Origin of the sequence: Variovorax paradoxus (genome assembly GCF_029919115.1) — a bacterium.
Lineage (GTDB): Bacteria > Pseudomonadota > Gammaproteobacteria > Burkholderiales > Burkholderiaceae_C > Variovorax > Variovorax paradoxus_O.
Genome location: NZ_CP123990.1, coordinates 3,864,875 through 3,879,734 on the forward strand (window position 1 = coordinate 3,864,875; position 14,860 = coordinate 3,879,734).

Below are 14,860 nucleotides of genomic sequence, written 5' to 3' on the forward strand. Positions count from 1 at the left end.
ATCACCTTGCGACACCTCACCCACTTCTTTGCTGCCGCAGCCGCCTGCACCGCACTGCTGGCCGCGGCACCCGCCGCACAAGCCCTGGGCTCCTTCCCTTCCAAGCCGTTGATGCTGGTCGTGCCCTTCCCGCCCGGTGGACCCACAGACGCAATGGCCCGCACGCTGGCGGCGGAGATGAAAGACCGCCTCGGCCAGCCGATGATCGTGGAGAACCGCGCAGGCGCGGGCGGCAACATCGGCGCGGAATACGTTGCGCGCGCCGAGGCCGACGGCCACACGCTGCTGTTCGGCACCTCGGGCCCGCTTGCCATCAACGCAAGCCTCTACCGCAAGATCAGCTACGACCCGGTGAAGAGTTTTGCTCCTGTGATCCAGGTCGGCTACCTGCCCAACATCCTCGTGGTGAACCCTGCCCTGCCGGTAAAGAGCGTGCCTGAACTGGTGGCGTATGCCAAGGCCAACCCGGGCAAGCTGAGCTATGCGTCGTCGGGCAACGGTGCCTCTTCGCACCTGGCGGGCGTGCTGTTCAACTCGGTGGCGGGCACCGACCTGCAGCACATTCCCTACAAGGGAACGGGCCCCGCGCTCAACGATCTGCTGGGCAATCAGGTGAGCATGACCTTCACCGACATTCTTACGGCGCTGCCCTACGTGAAAGCGGGCAAGCTGCGCGCGCTGGGCGTGGCAACGGTGGCGCGCTCGCAGGCGCTGCCCGAGGTGCCGACCATCTCGGAGCAAGGCTACAAGGGCTACGACGTGAGCGTGTTCTTCGGCATCGTGGCGCCGGCCGGCACCCCGGCGGACCGCGTGGCCAAGCTCAACCATGCATTTGCCGATGTGCTGAATTCGCCCAAGGTCAAGCAGATGTTCGCCGCCCAAGGGCTCGAGGCTTCCGCGGACACCTCGCCACGGAAACTCGGCCAGTTCATCGCGGCTGAATCGGCCAAGTGGAGCGAGGTGGTGAAGAAGTCCGGCGCGCAGCTCGATTGATTGCACGGCACCGGACACAGCCCATGACATCGACCCAAGGCGCCCTCGCGGGCATCCGCGTTCTGGACATCTCGCGCATTCTCGGCGGCCCCTATTGCGGCCAGATCCTCGGCGACCACGGCGCCGACGTGCTGAAGGTGGAGCCGCCGCAGGGCGACGACACGCGCACCTGGGGCCCGCCCTTCAAGGAGGGCGTGGCCTCTTACTACCACGGGCTCAACCGCAACAAGCGTGTGCAGCATCTGGACTTCTCGACCGAAGAAGGCCGCGAGGCTCTGCTTGCACTCGTGGCCGAAGCCGACGTGCTGATCGAGAATTTCAAGACCGGCACGATGGAGCGCTGGGGCATCGGCTACGAGGCGCTTTCGCAGCGCTTTCCGCGCCTGGTGTGGTGCCGCGTCTCGGGTTTTGGCGCGGACGGCCCGCTCGGCGCGCTGCCCGGCTACGACGCCGCGGTGCAGGCCATGACCGGCATCATGAGCATCAATGGCGAGGCCGATGGCGGCCCGCTGCGCGTGGGCTTGCCGGTGGTCGACATGGTGACAGGGCTCAATGCGGTGATCGGCGTGCTGCTCGCGCTGCAAGAGCGCCAGCGCAGCGGGCGCGGGCAGTTTGTGGAAGCGGCGCTGTACGACAGCGGCCTTTCGCTCTTGCATCCGCATGCGGCCAACTGGTTCATGGACGGCACCGCGCCGCGGCGTACGGGCAACGCGCATCCCAACATCTATCCCTACGACGCGCTGGCCACCGGCACCGATCCGCAGCGGGCCGCCATCGGCCTCGCCATTGATGCTCATGATGCCGGTCATGGCCTGCACCGCGGCGTACGGGCAACGCGCATCCCAACATCTATCCCTACGACGCGCTGGCCACCGGCACCGATCCGGTGTTCGTGGCGGTGGGCAACGACCGGCAGTTTGCCAGCCTGTGCCGGTGCATCGGCCTGCCCCGGTTGGCGGACGATCCGCTCTACCGCACCGCGGGTGCGCGCTCGGTTCACCGCGACGGGCTCAAGCAGCGGCTCGAGGCGGCCATGGCGGCCTTCGACGGACGCGCGCTGGTCGACCAGCTGATGGCCGCCGGCGTGCCCGCCGCGCCGGTGCTGCCCGTGGCCGATGCGCTGCAGCACCCGCACACGCTGCACCGCGAGATGGTGGTGGAGATGCCCGGCGGCTACCGCGGCATCGGTGCGCCCGTAAAGCTGGGCCGCACGCCGGCGAGCTACCGGTATGCGCCGCTCACGCCGGGCAGCGCTTTCCTGCCTGTCGATAACGACTCAGCGCAGCACTGAGCGGCCGCGGCCGATACCGTAGTACGCGATGCCCGCGGCCTCGACCTCGGCCGCGTCGTAGATGTTGCGGCCGTCGAAGATCGCCGGGGTTTCGAGCGTCGCCGCAATGTGCGAGAAATCCGGGCACAGGAACACCGGCCACTCGGTCGACAATGCCAGCACGTGGGCACCCTCGAGCGCTTGTTCCGGCGTGTCGCACCAGCGCACGTCGCCGTGCTCGCCCACCATCGCGCGCGCGTTCGGCATGGCCGCCGGGTCGTGCACCTGCACACGCGCCCCGGCCGCCCGCAGGCGCTCCAGCAGCACAAGGCTGGGCGCATCGCGCATGTCGTCGGTGTCGGGCTTGAAGGCAAGGCCCCACAGCGCAATGGTCTTGTTGGCGATGCGGCCTTCGAAGTGGTGCGTCATCAGGTCGAAAAGCCGGCCCTTCTGCTCATGGTTGATGGCTTCCACGGCCGACAGGATGCGAAGCCCGTACCCGTCGCGGTCTGCCGCATGCCGCAATGCCCGCACGTCCTTGGCAAGGCATGAGCCGCCGTAGCCGGCACCGGCTTGCAGAAAGCCGGGACCGATGCGCCGGTCGGCGCCGATGCCGCGGCGCACCATCTCGATGTCGGCCCCCGCATGCTCCGCCACGCGCGCCATCTCGTTCATGAAGCTGATGCGCGTTGCAAGCATGGCGTTGGCGGCGTACTTGGTGAGTTCCGCGGAGCGGCGGTCCATCACCAGCACCTGCTTCGGGTCTTGCACGAAAGGCCGGTAGAGCCTGGTCAGCAAATCGACGGCGTCCGGGTCTTCCGCACCGATCACCACGCGGTCGGGCTGGCGGCAATCGCGCACGGCCGAACCTTCGCGCAAGAACTCGGGGTTCACGGCCACGGCAATGCGATGGGCCGCGCCGCGCTGCGAAAGCTCATCGGCCAGCACGGCCTCGACCTGTTCCGCCGTGCCGACCGGCGCGGTGGACTTGCAGACCACAAGCCCCGGTCGATCGCGGTGCCGACCGATGCTGCGCGCCACGGCCATCACATGCCGCAGGTCGATCTCGCCTGCGGCATCGGCCGGCGTGTTGACCACGATGAAGAGAATCTCTCCATGCAGGCTTGCCGCGCGTTCGTCGGTGGTGAAGCGCAGGGTGCCCGCAGCCTGGCCCGCTGCCACCAGCGCCTCCAGTCCGGGCTCGTGCAGGGGCATGCGGCCCTGTCGCAATCCTTCGATGCGGGTGGCGTCCGCATCGGCGCAGAGCACCTCGTGCCCGGCTTCGGCAAGGCATGCGGCAAAGGCAAGGCCGACGTAGCCGGCGCCGAAAAGGCTCACCTTCATTCGTGTGCCCGGCTCTCGAGACACTGGCAGCCTCGGCGGTTGTGAGATAAAAGCAGGATGCAAGCCTTCAAAACAATGCCCGGAGAAAAAATTCGATGATGCCCCATGACGTTGCCGCGCGCACCGCGCTGGTCCTGGAGACCAACAACCTGCGCGGCGGCGCGGACGCCGAGGCGGCCGCGAGCACGAGCCTGCAGCGCCTCGTCGGACTGCTGGCAAAGCAGCAATTGCCGCTCACGGCACTCGCGCAAGTGGTCATCACGCACGACGGGCTCAGCGCCGCATCGTGCGATGCCGTCACGGCGCTCGCGGGCCGCCCCGTCGACTTCGTGCGCATCGACGCTGCCACCGGCTACTACGACGCCAAGAACGCCGGCTTCGGCGCCACCGATGCCGCGCGCTGCGAGCACGTGGTGTTCGCCGACGCCGATTGCCTGCCCGACGACGACTGGCTGCTGCAGATGCTCGCGCCGTTCACCCGAGCCGATGCGCCCGCGGTGGTGGCCGGCCGCACAAGCTATGCGGCCAACGTGGTCGGCACCGCGCTCACCACCATCGACTTCATGTACTTTCCCAACGCCGACCACGCGGGAGCCACGAGCAACTTCTACGCGAACAACGTGGCTTTCCGCCGCGATGTGTTCGAACAGCACAGCTACCAGGCGCTAAAAGGCGTGTACCGCGCGCATTGCCAGGTGCTGGGCATGCGCCTGAAGGCGGCCGGCGTGCCCATTCACTACGCGGCCGCGGCCCATACCGAGCACCGCCTGCCCGACACCCGCGCCGAGGCGCTCAAGCTGCGCTGGATGCGCGGGCAAGACACGTATTCGCTCACGCCGCACCTCTTGCGCAGCTACGTGCCCGCCAAATGGCAGTGGCTCGCGAAGAGCGGTCCCATCGGCCCGCTGTGCGTGCTGTTCACGCGGCTCGGCTTCAGCCTGCGCGCGCTCAACCACCAAGATCTGCCACGCCTCTCCGGCATGCGCTGGCTTGCCGGCGTGGCATTGATCCTGGGCTTCTCGGCCATCGACATGCTGGGCGCGTTTGCGCGCGGCATCGGCTGGCACACCACAGGCCGCACCAACGCAGACGCCCAGGCACTCTCCTACCATCGCCCTACATGAAAACAACTTTCAGCGCCCAGGCACTTCGCATCGCTACGCTGGTGCTCGCCGGTGCCTGCGCCATCACCACCGTCACGGCCAGCGCCGCCGATTTCACCGGCCGCGGCGTCTTCAACTTCAAGTCCGACAGCGGCTGCCCCTTTGCCGCACTGGCAGGCTCCGCGAACGAGTGCAACCGCCTTGCGCTGGACGACGCCGACACGCGCGCCGCACTCGACAGCGCCGCGCATACCATCCGCTTTGCCAACCCGCGCAACTACGCCGACAAGGCCATCGTGGGCGACGTGCTGTTGCACGGCTCGGGCCAATCGGCTGGCGGCCAGCGCGTGCCGCTCACCTTTCATGCGCTGCTGAGCCGCTCGGGCAACGAATGGTCGGTGAGCAGCCATGCGCACTCACCCATCGGCGGGGAGTTCAGCGACATCCGCATCGACCCCTACCAGGTCGTGGTGATCGAAGGCAGCGGCGAGCGCGTGCTGCTCACGCCCACGCAGATCAGCGAGGCGCTTTCCAAGCCTTCGCTTGCCGCACGGCTCGCGAACGAGGTGGTGCAGGTGCGCGACAACCGCACAGGCGTTGCCAGGGACGCGGACATTACCGTGGGGCTGGGCCTGCGCAAAGCGTCCAAGTCGGTGGCGCGCGCGCAGTTTCGCGCGCCTTCCGCCAAGGGCCGGGAGCTTGCCGAAGCCATGCGGCAAGGCAACTGGTCGCTCGAACTGCAGGCGCTGAGCGGGCAGATTCCGCGCCAGGTGGTGCAGCGCGACCTGTTCCTCTACGGGCTCGAATCGCACCCGCAATTGCAGCCGCTGCTGCAGAACGGCTTCAGGAAGAACGAGAAGCTCGTGCTCGGCGCCGCCAAGGGCAAGGGTTATCTGCGCTACGACGGGCGGCAGCACGATTTTGCCGAGGCCGATGCCTCGGCGCGCGCCTTCCTGCAAGACAGCTTCATCGGGCTTGTGCTCGGCTGGCAGCAGCAACAAGCCCCGCTGTCCAGGGCAGTGGCCGATGCGCGCTGACGTGCCTTTGACGGCCACCGGCTTCGACTGCCTTGCGCCGCCGCAGCTGCGCGGCTGGCCCGCGTTGCAGGCCCGCCTGGTGCACCACGTCAAGCGCGGCGCCTTGAGGCAGTTGCATGCAAGCCGCGACGGCGAAATCCTGCTGCTGCGCCTGTACCTGGTGGGCGAGGAATCTTCAGAGCAGGCCCTGCAGCGCGAACTGCGCGCGAGCGCACCCGACTGGCTCACGCGGCAGCTCGACCAGCACCTGGCCGACGAGCAATTGCATGCGCGGCTTTTTGCCGACGCCATCGCCGAGCGCGGCGGCCACGCGCAGGCCGCGGCGTCGCCTGAAGAAGCGCCGCGGCCCGACTGGCTGAGCCGGCGCAAGCTCGCGCGGTGGCAGCGGCTCATCCGCCGCCATGCGCCGCACTTTTCGCACGGCGCCCTGGTGCCCGCCTACGCCATTGGCCTGGCCGCAGAACAGATGGCTTCGCGCATCCTGCAGCGCCATTGCGCGCTGATAGGCACCGGGCATGCACTGCACCCGCTGCTCACGCGCGTGCTGGCCGACGAGGACCGCCACATCCGCCTGTGCAGCCATACGCTGCAGCGCTGCGTGGCACCGCACGAAGAGGCGCGGCTCGCGCTGCTATTGCGCGAGGTGCGCCATACCGAACGCGGCTTTGGCATTACCGGCGCACTGGGCATGTACCTTGCCGGCCTGGCGCTGCGCCTTCGGCCCGGTGCCGCACGGCCAATGCACGCCTGAGCGCCGATGCCGCCACGCATCGTCTATCTTGCGACTGCGGACGCGCGCGGCCATCTGATGCGCTCGCAGCTGCTCGCGCATGCATTGCGCGATGCGGGCGCCAGCGTGCAGGTGCTCACCACGTCGGATGAAGGCGCGCGCTTTCTTGCGGGCTTCGGCATTCATGCGCCGGTGCTCTCGCGCCACTATGCGGTGCAGTTCGACAGCCGGCAGAACATGCTGCGCCGCGAGACCGACCGCAACGTGGCCCACTACGTGTTCAGGCCCGGGCGCATGCTGCGCGACATCGTGCGGCTGAGCAGGTGTTTCCGCAATGCCGACCTGGTGGTGAACGATTCCTTCCACCCCGCGCTGCTCTTCATGGGCTGGATGCCGGGCTGGCGGCACAAGGTGGTGCACGTCTACGGCGACAGCCTTCGGCGTGCGCTCGAAACCAATTTCAGCGGACGCATGCCGGGGTGGACGGCCCGGCTGTTCGGCCGCATCGTCGCGTGGCAGATCGACCGCGCCCGTGCCCGCATCGCACATGGCTTCGGCTACGGCGAGCCGGAGCACGACGGGCACGGCGGCCACCGGCTGGCCACTCCCGTGGCTGTGGCGCGCGCCGATGCCGAAGCGCATGCCGGGGCATATCCACACGTCGAGCCGCCAGCCGCGGTTTACCTGAATCCGCACTTCGAAGAAATCGCGCTGGCCGACGGCCTGGAACACGGGCTAACCGATACCGGCGTGCCCACGCATCTTGTCGGCGAGGGCTACGCGCACAGCAGGGGCTGGCATGCACAGGACGAGCACTGGATCGACACGGCCGCGCGCAGCGCCTTCATCGTCTCGGCGCCGGGCATGGCGGCGCTGTCTGTGGCGGCGGTGTACCGCAAGCCGATCCTGCTGGTGCTGACCGACCAGCCCGAGCAGGCGATCAATGCGGAACGCGCAGCTCAGTTGGGGCTGCAGCACCGCACCGTGGTGTGGCGCGGCAATGCGGAAGATTTTGCGCACGACGTGACCGCGGCTGCGAATGAGTTGCTCGCCATCGGCAAAAGCGCTGACGGCCACCATGCGATGGAGGGCCGCAAGTACGCGCTTGCCCGCCTGCAGCACTGGACCGCGCTGCTCCTGAGCCTGGCAGCGCATCGTTGAGGGCGGCCAGCGCCGCACCTCGACTCGCGGCGATCAGGGCGCGACGGGGTTGGCAGGCGTGCCGAGCTCGCCGGCCTGCGCCACCGCGGCCGGCCGGTAAGAAACGCGCGCGGCGGCAGCAGGCTGAAGCGGCACCGGCGCAAGCATGGGTTTTGTCACGCCATCCTTGGTAACGGTGACCGGCGCGGCGGATGCGACAGCCGCCGAGGTCACCGGTGCGGCCCCGCCGGCAGGCACGAACGCGGTTTTTGCCGCATTGGGGTCGTGCAGCACCACGCTCTTGCTGACGCCCACGCCGGTGCCGACAGGCCCCACGCCAACACCCACACCCACGCCGGCAGAGCCGGCCACCACGCCCGAATTGTTGACGGCCACGCCTGCACCGAGCGGGCCCCAGCCGGTGTTGAGACCGACGGAGAAATTGCCATCCTTCGTGGCACCCAGGCCGAGCGAGAGCCCGGGCACCAGCGGAATACCGATGTGGTAGTGAGAACAGCCGCTCATCAAGACCAGCGACGCCGCCGCAGCAGCGGCGGCCCCTGCCCGAGCGATGCGCGGCCGGGCGTTCACACCAGCAGCGCGTTCACGCGCCTCACGTAGGCCGCGGGATCGGCCGGCAGGCCGCCTTCGGCCAGCAGCGCCTGGTCGAAAAGAATGTTTGCCAGATCGTCGAAGTGCTCCGAGCCGTCGAGCTTCTTCACCAGCGCGTGCTCGGCGTTGACTTCGAGCACGGGCTTCAGGTCGGGTGCGGGCTGGCCGGCCTGCTTGAGCATGCGCGCAAGCTGCGTGCTCATGCCGCCGTCCTGCACCACCAGGCAGGCGGGCGAATCGACCAGGCGCGTGGTCACGCGCACATCGCCGGCCTTGTCCTTGAGTGCTTCCTTGAGCTTCTCGAGCAGCGGCTTGAACGATTCGGCGGCCTCTTCGGCGGCCTTCTTCTCGGCCTCGTCCTGCAGCTTGCCAAGATCGACCGCGCCCTTGGCCACGCTCTGCAGCGGGGTGCCGTCGAACTCGGTCAGGTAGTTGAGCGCCCACTCGTCCACGCGGTCGGTCATGAGCAGCACCTCGATGCCCTTCTTCTTGAAGACCTCGAGCTGCGGGCTGTTCCTGGCGGCGGCGAGCGTGTCGGCCGTGATGTAGTAGATCGCGTCCTGCCCTTCCTTCATGCGCGCCTTGTAGTCGGCAAAGCTCACGCTCACGGTGTCGCTCGTGGTCGAGGCAAAGCGCAGCAGCTTGGCAATGCGGTCCCGGTTGCCGAAGTCTTCGCCCAGGCCTTCTTTCAGCACGGCGCCAAACTCGGCATAGAACTTGGCGTACTTGCCCGATTCGTCTGCCGCGGCAGCGGCGGTTTCGGCGGCCGTGGGCGCGTTCTTGTCGACCACGTCGGTTACCGCCTCGGTCGGCTCGGGTGCGGGCACCGATTCGCCGGAGCCCACGTCGATCTTGCCCTCGCCGCTTTCCGGCCCGGTCTTCTGCTTCTTGGCCAAGTCTTCGAGCATGCCCAGCACGCGCTTGGTGCTGCCCTCGCGAATGGCCTTCACGTCGCGGCTTTCCTGCAGCAGTTCGCGGCTCACGTTGAGCGGCAGGTCGGACGAGTCGATCACGCCCTTCACGAAGCGCAGGTAGCTCGGCAGCAGCGCCTCGGCGTCGTCCATGATGAAGACGCGCTTCACATACAGCTTGACGCCCGCGCTCTTGTCGCGGTTCCACAGGTCGAACGGCGCCTTGGAAGGGATGTAGAGCAGCTGCGTGTATTCGGTGCTGCCCTCCACGCGGTTGTGGCTCCAGGCGAGCGGCGCCTCGTAGTCGTGGCTGATGGTCTTGTAGAACTCTTCGTACTGGTCGGGCGTGATGTCCTTCTTGTTGCGGCTCCACAGGGCGTTGGCCTTGTTGACCGTTTCCCACTCGCCGGTCTTGACCATGTCGCCGGGCTGGTCGTTCTCGCCGTCTTTCCACTCCTCTTTTTCCATGAGGATGGGCAGCGAGATGTGGTCGGAATACTTGCCGACGATCTGCTTGAGCTTCCAGGCGTTGAGATATTCGTCGGCGTCTTCGCGCAGGTGCAGCGTGATGCTGGTGCCGCGCTCGGCGCGCGTGATGTCCGCCACCTCGAAGTCGCCCGCGCCGCCGCTCACCCAGCGCACGCCCTGTTCGGGCGGCAGGCCGGCCCGGCGCGATTCGACCGTGATCTTGTCGGCCACGATGAAGCCCGAGTAGAAGCCCACGCCAAACTGGCCGATGAGTTGCGCATCGGCCTTCTGGTCGCCGCTGAGCTTGCTCATGAAATCCTTGGTACCACTTTTTGCGATGGTGCCGAGGTTGTCGATGGCTTCCTGGCGCGACAGGCCGATGCCCTTGTCGGTGATGGTGATGGTGCGCGCGGCCTTGTCGAACGAAAGGCGCACGTCCAGGTTGGGCTGGTCTTCGTACAGCTCGGGGTGGTCGATGGCCTCGAAGCGCAGCTTGTCGCAGGCGTCCGATGCGTTCGAGATCAGCTCGCGCAGGAAGATTTCCTTGTTGGAGTACAGCGCATGCGTGACGAGATGCAGCAATTGCGCGACTTCAGCCTGGAACGGTAGTTTCGTATTGGAAGAATCAGCCATGGGAAAGAAGAAATATCGAAACCAAAAAATTCTAAGCCGGGTGCGTTGACCGCACGTCCGACTCGCCAACTCTGCGAGTTGGGGCTGGTGCCCCAAAAAACAATAGGCCGCATTTCCTGCAGCAATTGCGGCGGCGCGGAGCCCCGGCCGGGCTTACTACCGGGCCTGGGATTCCACTTCGCGGGTCCAGCGGTCGATCAGCCGCTTTCGCTCGGCGGCCTTGCCGTATTTCTCGAAGTCGTACTTGATGAGTTTCACGTCGTTCATCGACGGAATGCGAGCGTCGGGCTTGAAGGTCTTGTTGGCCGGTGACTGCAGGCTTCCGGCCTGCCCGCCGATCGCCTGGCCGGCCGGGCTCATGAGCCAGTCGTAATAGCGCTTTGCATTCTCCTTGTTGCGCGCGCCCTTGACCAGCGCAATGCCGCCCACCTCGTAGCCCGTGCCTTCGCAGGGCGCGGCGGTCTTGACCGGAAATTTGTCGTACCGCCAGCGCTCGAACCCGAAGATGAAGCTCACGCCGATGGCCACCTCGCCCTTGGCCACGTTGGGCGCCTGCGCCTGGCCGCTGCGGGTGTAGCTGGTCACGTTGCGGTGCAGCTTTTTCAGGTACTCGAAGGCCGCGTCCTCGCCCATCTGCTGCACCAGGCCGGCAATGATGGTGTAGGCCGTGCCGCTGGAGGCGGGGTGCGAAATTTCGATCTCGCCCCTGTACTCGGGCTTGATGAGGTCGGCCCAGCACTTGGGCTCGCCCAGCTTCTTTTTCTTGAGCAGGTCGGTGTTGAAGCCGAAGCCGATGGCGCTGGTGTAGAAGCCGCCCACCATGTTCTGCGACATCGCGTACTGGCGCACCGCCCAATCGTGCAGGTCGTTGATGTAGGCCGGGCGGTAGGGCTCCAGCAGGCCCTGCTCGGCTGCCTGCAAGAACGGATCGCCCGTGCCGCCCCACCAGATGTCGGTCTTGGGGTTGGCTGCCTCGGCGCGCAGCTGGGCGCCGATTTCGCCGGTGCCCTTGTGCGCCTGCTGCACCTTGATGCCTGTCTCCCGCGTGAAAGCGGCGGCGGCCGCTTCGCACCAGCTCGCGTCGGTGCTGCAGAGCGCGTTCACCGCGCCCTGCGCGGAGGCGCCTGCCGAGAACAAGGCCAGCACGCCCGCAACGGCGGCAGGGGCCGCGATGTTTCTGATGGCAAAGGGGCGCATGCGTTCTCCGGCAAGTAATTGGAATATGGGCAACGACAAGGCCGCAGGATAGCGGGCAAAGCCACTCAGCGGGGTGCCAGCAGGGCCGGCAGATGCTCCGCAAGCCAGTCGATCACCACCCGCGTCTTGTACGGCAGATAGCGGCTGCTCGAACGGATGACGTTGAGCTCGAAGCCGAAAGGCCGCGGCTCCTCGAACACGCGCACCAGTGTTCCTGCCGCCAGCGCTTCGGCGGCGAGCCAGGCCGGCAGCCGCGCCAGTCCCATGCCGCCAATGGCGGCTTCGAGCAGCACCTCGGCACTGTCGCAGCGCAGCCGCGAAGGCAGGGTCACTTCGACGAGGCGGCCTTCGGCATCGTGAAAGCGCCACGGCGAGATCTGCCCGTCGCGGGCATAGAACACCGCCTCGTGCGACGACGAAGCACCGAGTTCGGCCACGTTCGCCGGGCGCCCGCGTGCGGCCAGGTACGCCGGCGCCGCGCACAGGGCCATCCACTGCACGCCGACCGGCCGTGCGACCAGGTCGGCGGTGTCGGGCAACTCGCCGCTGCGAATCGCGAGGTCGAGGCCCTCTTCGACCAAGTCGACGCGCCGGTCGTTGAATGAAAGCTCCAGCGAAAGCCCCGGGTGCCGGCGCGCGAGTGCGAGCAGCAGAGGCCCGACCTTCAGCCGCCCGAGCATCGCGGGCATGCTGAGGCGCACCAGACCCGTTGCGGTGCTGCGCGCAGCTTCGGCCACGGCTTGCGCCTCGTCGAGCTCCGCCAGTGCGCGGCGGCAGCGTTCGTAATAGGCGTGGCCTTCTTCGGTGAGGCTCTGGCTGCGCGTGGTGCGCAGAAAAAGCCGCGTACCCAGCCGCGCCTCGAGCCGCGCGATGCTCTTGGCAACTGCCGACCGCGTGACATGCAGCCGCTGCGCCGCGAGCGCAAAGCTGCCCGCCTCTGCCGCGGCGACAAATTCTTCGATGCCTTGCAGACGTTGGCTCATTGGAGATTTTTAGGCGCCATGAAGTGGAAAATTATCCACCACTGGATAGATCAACTCACCAATAGCATGAACAGCTCTCTTGTTTACGTGGAGTTTTTTCATGCAGGAACCTCAAGCGCTTCGCCGCTGGCAACTCTCTTCTTTTGGCACTGAGCACCTCGAACAGGTCGAGCAGCCGCTCCCCATGCCGGGTCCTGGCCAGATCCTCGTGCGGGTGGGCGCGGTGTCGCTCAACTACCGCGACCTGTTGATGGTTCGTGACGGCATGGGCATGAAGTTCGACATGCCTTTCACGCCCGGCTCCGACATGGCCGGCACCGTGGTGGCCGCGGGCACCGATGTGCGACGGTTTGCCGTTGGCGACCACGTCGTCAACACCTTCTGGGGCGGATGGATCGACGGCCGGTGGCACGCCGATGCGGTGCTGGCCGGCGGGCCCGGACCGGGCATGCTGGCTTCGCACGTTCTCCTCGACGCCGCCTGGGCCGTGCCCGCGCCGGCCACGCTGGACTTCGCCGAAGCGAGCACGCTCCCCTGTGCCGGCCTCACCGCATGGTTCGCGCTGGCCGAGACAGGTGCGTTGCGCCCGGGGCAAACGGTACTGATCCACGGCACAGGCGGCGTGGCGCTGTTCGGTTTGCAGATTGCGCGGCTGCATGGCGCGCGCACCATCGTGGTCTCGGGCAGCGAAGACAAGCGCGCACAGACGCTTGCACTCGGCGCCACCCACGTGCTGATGCGCGACAGCGACTGGCCCGCCGAAGTGCGCCGCCTCACCCAAGGCCGCGGTGCCGATCATGTGCTCGAACTCTCGAGCGGGCCGAACCTCGACCACTCGCTGCAGGCGGCTGCGCAAGGCGCGCGCGTGTCGATCATCGGCATGCTCGGCGGCGAAACGCTGAGCGCTTCGTTCTACGCCATGGTGCTCGGCCGCATCACGGTGCAGGGCATTGGCGTGGGCCATCGGCGTGCGCTCGAAGACCTGGTGCGTGCCGTCGATGTGAACGCGCTCAAGCCCGTGATTGCCGCGCGCTACGACTTCGATGCAGTGCCGGATGCCCTCGGCCACCTGGCGCGCGGCGCCTTCGGAAAGATCGTTGTCACGCTCTGACGGGCTTCAATATTTCACGCGCATCGCGCCTGTGAGGAACGAAAGATCGCCGATTTGTGAACAGGTTCCGTTAGGCGCAAACAACCTGCTGCGCCCATGTGATTTCCATTCCTAGAATCCGGCCGCGTCTTGGCTGGGCCACGCACTTTTTTCTCAACTTCAGGATGGAACGACATGGAACATAGCACCTACAAAAAGTGGTCGGCCGAGTTCATAGGTACTTTTTGGCTCACGCTCGGCGGCTGCGGTAGCGCTGTTCTTGCTGCAGCCTTTCCGGGCCTTGGCATCGGCTTTCTGGGCGTCTCGCTGGCGTTCGGCCTCACGGTGGTGACCGGCGCCTATGCACTCGGCCCCATCTCGGGCGGCCACTTCAACCCCGCCGTCTCGATCGGCCTCGCGGCCGCGGGCCGCTTCAAGGCTTCGCAGCTCGCGGGCTACATCGTTGCGCAAGTGCTGGGCGCCATTGCGGCGGCCGGCGTGCTCTACCTGATTGCCACCGGCAAGCCCGGTGCCGACATCGGCGGCTTTGCGACCAATGGCTTCGGCGAGCACTCGCCCGGCAAGTACGGCATGACCGCCGCGCTGGTGTGCGAAGTGGTGCTGACCGCCGTGTTCCTGATCGTGATCCTCGGCTCCACCGCCAAGCGCGCAGCCGGCGGCTTTGCGGGCCTGGCCATCGGCCTGTGCCTCACGCTGATTCACCTGATCTCCATTCCGGTGACCAACACCTCGGTCAATCCGGCGCGCAGCACGGGCCCGGCGCTGTTCGGCCCGTCCTACGCGGTGTCGGAACTGTGGCTGTTCTGGCTCGCACCCATCGTGGGCGCGATCATCGGCGCGGTGATCTACCGCGCGCTCCTCGGCAACAACGACGACTGAGCCTCGACTCAGCTGCCGCTGGCCGACTGCACCAGCGGCAACGAGGTCGACTGGCCGATCGATTCGGTCCCGCTCGCATGCGAGGCCGCGTAGGCGCCGGCCTCCACATCGGATACCGAAATGGTCGAGTTCATGGCCGGTGCGCTGGTCGACTGGCCGATGGACTCGGTGCCGCTGGGCCGCGCGGCAGCCATCGCACCCGCCTGCACCTCGGGGTTTTCGGGCGAATTCATCTGCAACGGATGGTAGTCCGAGCCGTCGGTCGTCTCGGCTGACGCATGAACGGCACCCAGCGCCGCAAACGCGGCAAAGGAACCAAGGGCAAGAAGCTTGAAGGAAGTGCGCATGGTGTGTGCTCCTGATGGCGTTGTCTCCGGCCACCCGCCAGCGCGCGAACTGCGCGTGGCAGGGCCTGAACGCACTCTAGGCAGCCGGACTGAGCTGGCCGT

At 67.1% G+C, this 14,860-nt stretch carries 13 protein-coding genes and 1 pseudogene; 8 read left to right on the forward strand and 6 right to left on the reverse strand.

Annotated elements, in window-relative coordinates; all coding sequences use genetic code 11:
* The first annotated feature begins 6 nt into the window (after nucleotides 1-6).
* Nucleotides 7-993 carry a Bug family tripartite tricarboxylate transporter substrate binding protein gene (locus QHG62_RS18625; protein ID WP_432445542.1) on the forward strand — a complete coding sequence of 329 codons (987 nt, stop codon included), beginning with the start codon at nucleotides 7-9 and terminating at the stop codon, nucleotides 991-993.
* A gap of 23 nt (nucleotides 994-1,016) precedes the next feature.
* Nucleotides 1,017-2,284: pseudogene (locus tag QHG62_RS27815) on the forward strand (CaiB/BaiF CoA transferase family protein).
* Here the strand turns inward: QHG62_RS27815 and QHG62_RS18640 are convergent.
* A complete protein-coding gene (locus tag QHG62_RS18640; protein WP_281147015.1) occupies nucleotides 2,270-3,607 on the reverse strand; it encodes a UDP-glucose dehydrogenase family protein in 1,338 nt (445 codons plus the stop codon). The pseudogene QHG62_RS27815 and the gene QHG62_RS18640 sit on opposite strands and share 15 nt — an antisense overlap.
* 95 nt (nucleotides 3,608-3,702) lie before the next feature.
* On the opposite strand from QHG62_RS18640, the gene QHG62_RS18645 reads away from it, so the two are divergent.
* Genes QHG62_RS18645 through QHG62_RS18660 form a run of 4 tightly spaced genes read left to right on the forward strand, consistent with a single transcriptional unit; the run spans nucleotide 3,703 to nucleotide 7,638 of the window.
* Complete coding sequence (locus tag QHG62_RS18645) at nucleotides 3,703-4,731, forward strand: glycosyltransferase (protein ID WP_281147016.1); 1,029 nt, start codon at nucleotides 3,703-3,705, stop codon at nucleotides 4,729-4,731.
* Complete coding sequence (locus QHG62_RS18650; RefSeq protein WP_281147017.1) at nucleotides 4,728-5,747, forward strand: hypothetical protein; 1,020 nt, start codon at nucleotides 4,728-4,730, stop codon at nucleotides 5,745-5,747. Before QHG62_RS18645 ends, QHG62_RS18650 begins: the two co-directional genes overlap by 4 nt.
* The gene (locus QHG62_RS18655; RefSeq protein ID WP_281147018.1) at nucleotides 5,737-6,498 is read left to right on the forward strand and encodes a hypothetical protein; all 762 of its coding nucleotides are present in this window, start codon (nucleotides 5,737-5,739) and stop codon (nucleotides 6,496-6,498) included. The genes QHG62_RS18650 and QHG62_RS18655 overlap by 11 nt, the downstream gene beginning before the upstream one ends.
* 6 nt (nucleotides 6,499-6,504) lie before the next feature.
* Nucleotides 6,505-7,638: a hypothetical protein gene (locus QHG62_RS18660; RefSeq protein WP_281147019.1), complete on the forward strand. Its 1,134-nt coding sequence runs from the start codon at nucleotides 6,505-6,507 to the stop codon at nucleotides 7,636-7,638.
* A 33-nt stretch (nucleotides 7,639-7,671) separates the two neighbouring features.
* On the opposite strand, the gene QHG62_RS18665 is transcribed toward QHG62_RS18660, so the two are convergent.
* From QHG62_RS18665 to QHG62_RS18680, 4 genes are all read right to left on the reverse strand, one after another.
* Nucleotides 7,672-8,142 carry a hypothetical protein gene (locus tag QHG62_RS18665; protein WP_281147020.1) on the reverse strand — a complete coding sequence of 157 codons (471 nt, stop codon included), beginning with the start codon at nucleotides 8,140-8,142 and terminating at the stop codon, nucleotides 7,672-7,674.
* 62 nt (nucleotides 8,143-8,204) lie between these two features.
* Nucleotides 8,205-10,241, reverse strand: a complete 2,037-nt coding sequence (gene htpG, locus QHG62_RS18670) for a molecular chaperone HtpG (protein WP_281147021.1) — start codon at nucleotides 10,239-10,241, stop codon at nucleotides 8,205-8,207.
* 156 nt (nucleotides 10,242-10,397) lie between these two features.
* Nucleotides 10,398-11,438 (reverse strand): ABC transporter substrate-binding protein, encoded by a 1,041-nt coding sequence (locus tag QHG62_RS18675; protein WP_281147022.1) that lies wholly within the window; start codon nucleotides 11,436-11,438, stop codon nucleotides 10,398-10,400.
* A 65-nt stretch (nucleotides 11,439-11,503) separates the two neighbouring features.
* Nucleotides 11,504-12,421 (reverse strand): LysR family transcriptional regulator, encoded by a 918-nt coding sequence (locus tag QHG62_RS18680; protein WP_281147023.1) that lies wholly within the window; start codon nucleotides 12,419-12,421, stop codon nucleotides 11,504-11,506.
* A gap of 100 nt (nucleotides 12,422-12,521) precedes the next feature.
* Here QHG62_RS18680 and QHG62_RS18685 point away from each other — a divergent pair, with 100 nt between their 5' ends.
* On the forward strand, nucleotides 12,522-13,532 hold the full coding sequence (locus QHG62_RS18685) for a zinc-dependent alcohol dehydrogenase family protein (protein WP_281147024.1): 1,011 nt from the start codon (nucleotides 12,522-12,524) through the stop codon (nucleotides 13,530-13,532).
* Nucleotides 13,533-13,706: 174 nt separating this feature from the next.
* Nucleotides 13,707-14,411: an aquaporin Z gene (aqpZ, locus tag QHG62_RS18690; RefSeq protein ID WP_281147025.1), complete on the forward strand. Its 705-nt coding sequence runs from the start codon at nucleotides 13,707-13,709 to the stop codon at nucleotides 14,409-14,411.
* 8 nt (nucleotides 14,412-14,419) lie between these two features.
* Here the strand turns inward: aqpZ and QHG62_RS18695 are convergent, their stop codons facing one another.
* A complete protein-coding gene (locus QHG62_RS18695) occupies nucleotides 14,420-14,758 on the reverse strand; it encodes a hypothetical protein (RefSeq protein ID WP_281147026.1) in 339 nt (112 codons plus the stop codon).
* Nucleotides 14,759-14,860: the final 102 nt, after the last annotated feature.

Bases quoted from the DNA above. Each gene is read 5' to 3' on its own strand.
- QHG62_RS18655 (WP_281147018.1), top strand. From the start codon at position 5,737: ATGCGCGCTGACGTGCCTTTGACGGCCACCGGCTTCGACTGCCTTGCG.
- QHG62_RS18685 (WP_281147024.1), top strand. From the start codon at position 12,522: ATGCAGGAACCTCAAGCGCTTCGCCGCTGGCAACTCTCTTCTTTTGGC.
- QHG62_RS18675 (WP_281147022.1), bottom strand. From the start codon at position 11,438: ATGCGCCCCTTTGCCATCAGAAACATCGCGGCCCCTGCCGCCGTTGCG.
- QHG62_RS18680 (WP_281147023.1), bottom strand. From the start codon at position 12,421: ATGAGCCAACGTCTGCAAGGCATCGAAGAATTTGTCGCCGCGGCAGAG.
- QHG62_RS18695 (WP_281147026.1), bottom strand. From the start codon at position 14,758: ATGCGCACTTCCTTCAAGCTTCTTGCCCTTGGTTCCTTTGCCGCGTTT.
- QHG62_RS18665 (WP_281147020.1), bottom strand. From the start codon at position 8,142: ATGAGCGGCTGTTCTCACTACCACATCGGTATTCCGCTGGTGCCCGGG.
- QHG62_RS18650 (WP_281147017.1), top strand. From the start codon at position 4,728: ATGAAAACAACTTTCAGCGCCCAGGCACTTCGCATCGCTACGCTGGTG.
- aqpZ (WP_281147025.1), top strand. From the start codon at position 13,707: ATGGAACATAGCACCTACAAAAAGTGGTCGGCCGAGTTCATAGGTACT.
- QHG62_RS18660 (WP_281147019.1), top strand. From the start codon at position 6,505: ATGCCGCCACGCATCGTCTATCTTGCGACTGCGGACGCGCGCGGCCAT.
- QHG62_RS18640 (WP_281147015.1), bottom strand. From the start codon at position 3,607: ATGAAGGTGAGCCTTTTCGGCGCCGGCTACGTCGGCCTTGCCTTTGCC.
- QHG62_RS18645 (WP_281147016.1), top strand. From the start codon at position 3,703: ATGATGCCCCATGACGTTGCCGCGCGCACCGCGCTGGTCCTGGAGACC.
- htpG (WP_281147021.1), bottom strand. From the start codon at position 10,241: ATGGCTGATTCTTCCAATACGAAACTACCGTTCCAGGCTGAAGTCGCG.